This is a genomic window from Polaromonas sp. P1_E1_2 (assembly GCF_056406035.1).
Window position 1 is genome coordinate 1 of the sequence record NZ_JBFUAZ010000678.1, and the last position, 2,166, is coordinate 2,166.

At 63.0% G+C, this 2,166-nt stretch carries 4 protein-coding genes; all 4 read right to left on the minus strand.

The window, feature by feature from the left end; all coding sequences use genetic code 11:
• On the minus strand, positions 1–223 hold a 223-nt coding region (locus AC1D1P_RS21605), incomplete at its 3' end, for an NAD(P)/FAD-dependent oxidoreductase (RefSeq protein ID WP_477674383.1).
• Positions 224–257: 34 nt separating this feature from the next.
• Positions 258–1,115, minus strand: a complete 858-nt coding sequence (locus tag AC1D1P_RS21610) for an EamA family transporter (protein WP_477674384.1) — start codon at positions 1,113–1,115, stop codon at positions 258–260.
• Positions 1,105–1,674 carry a phosphonate degradation HD-domain oxygenase gene (locus tag AC1D1P_RS21615; protein WP_477674385.1) on the minus strand — a complete coding sequence of 190 codons (570 nt, stop codon included), beginning with the start codon at positions 1,672–1,674 and terminating at the stop codon, positions 1,105–1,107. Before AC1D1P_RS21615 ends, AC1D1P_RS21610 begins: the two co-directional genes overlap by 11 nt.
• A gap of 131 nt (positions 1,675–1,805) precedes the next feature.
• Positions 1,806–2,166: aldehyde dehydrogenase family protein (locus tag AC1D1P_RS21620; protein ID WP_477674386.1), on the minus strand; the 361-nt coding region annotated here is incomplete at its 5' end.

Below are 2,166 nucleotides of genomic sequence, written 5' to 3' on the forward strand. Positions count from 1 at the left end.
GCTCAATGCCGTACTTGCTCATCTGCGTCATGTTGCGGTTGGGCCGCATCTGGCCGACCAGGCCGGCCGCGTGCCAGGTGGTGCCGCTGGTGAGCTTGCCCTGCTCGAGCAGCAGCACATCGGTCTTGCCCATTTTGGCCAGGTGGTAAGCCACCGAACAACCGGCGATGCCGCCGCCCACGATCACGATTTCTGCATGGCTGGGAAGCGTCGTGGTGGTCATGGCATAAGCCTCACAGAAAGTCGGAAGTTTTGTGTCAAGCCAGGCGGATGGCCATCACGCCGCCAACGATGGCGCAAGTGCCAACAAAGCGGCGTACGGTAAAAGCTTCTTTCAGCAGCCAGCAACCGATCAACACGGCAAACAGCACCGAAGTTTCGCGAAGCGCCGCGACCGTAGCCACGGGCGCACGCGTCATGGCCCATAACGCAATGCCGTATGAGCCCAGCGAGGCCAGTGCGCCGCCGGTAGCCACGGGCCAGCGGTGTTTCGCGTAGTCGGCCATGGCGCGCCCGCGCCGCGCCATCATCAGGAGGCCGAATGGCCAGCCATCGAACAGGAAGAGGGTGGCAACGTACTGCAGGGCGTTGCCTGAAGCGCGAACGCCCAACCCATCGACCACGGTGTAGACGGCGATGATGACGGCGTTGGCCAGCGCAAAGCCGACGGCCTTGGGCGCATGCAGGGCGTGGCGGCTCAGGCCCAGTACCAGCACACCGCAGCAAATACCCAGGATGCCGGCCCAGGCCAGCGGCGTGAGCGTTTCACCCAGGGTGAAACTGGCCGACAGGGCCACCAGCAGTGGCGCTACGCCGCGCATCAACGGGTAGGTCAGGCCCAGGTCGCCATGCTGGTAGGCGCGCGTGGTGGCAATGTAGTAGCCGATGTGAATCAGTACCGATGCGCCGATGAATGGCCAGGCCTCAACCCGCGGCCAGCCGACCAGCAGCACCAGCGGCAACGCCAGCACCGACCCAATCAGGTGAATGACCGCCATGTCCAGCGCTTTGTCGGCACTGGACTTCACCAGGGCATTCCAACCTGCATGCAGCAGCGCGCCAAACAGCACAGCGCCCAGCACCGGCCACGTCAGCGCAAGAATTTCAGGCGGCAAGCGAGGGCTCTGCGGCGGGAAGGGCACAGCGCCTGGCCCGTGCCAGGTAGTGCGCCAGTGGCGGCGTGGCCTTGTGCGCATCTTTCGCGAGATCGTCCCAGAGGCGCAGCTTCACCGCATCCCCGGCACCGGGCTGCGCGATGAAGCGCGCCGCCTCTTCTGCGGAAAAGATGCCGCCCTGCAGCTGCAGGCTGCGTTTGGAATCCGCTGAAAGGCTGGAATGGTAACCACGCCGCGCCGCGCACAGATAGCGCTTGGCATCCACATGCAGCTTTATGGCGTCCAGCACCTCGTCGGGGAAAAGACCCCGCAAAAAAGGCAGTGCTCGGTACTGGTGAACGTCATCCACACCACGCAGCGACGGTGTCTCACCCAGGTCGTGCAACAAGTGCCCCAGGTCATGCAACAGTGCCGCGGTCACCAGCGCATCGCTCGCGCCTTCGGCTTCGCCGAGCGCCGCAGTCTGTAACGCGTGCTGGAGTTGCGTCACGGGTTCGCCGCTGTATTGCTCGCCGCCGCGCTCTTTGAAGAGTTGTTCGATGTCGTCAAAGTTCAGCACGTGAATTCCTTACACAGTACGCATTGAAGAAGAAGGCTACTTAAGCCAGCGGCCGCCGTGGAACCGGCTTCGCCGGGCCGCAGGCTGCGCCCCCTGGAAGGGGGAGGCGCCGAAGGCGCTTCGGGGGTGAATCATGAGCTCCATGGGAGCGAATAGGTTTTTAGATTGGTGAAGCTTTTAATCGCTTCCTGCACGCCCTCTTTATAGCCCAGGCCCGAGTCCTTGATGCCGCCAAAAGGCGTGAGCTCCAGGCGATACCCAGGCACCTCCCGCACATTGACGGTACCGACGTGCAACTCGCTGACAAACCGGTTGATGTAGTCCAGGCGATTGGTGCAGACGGCACTTGAAAGACCGTAGGCCGTGCCGTTCGAAATCTGGATGGCTTCGTCAATGCTTTTGAAGCGGATCACCGGGGAGACCGGCCCGAAGGTCTCCTCGTGCGCCACCGTCATCTGCGGCAACACATGGTCCAGCAGCGTAGGTGAATAA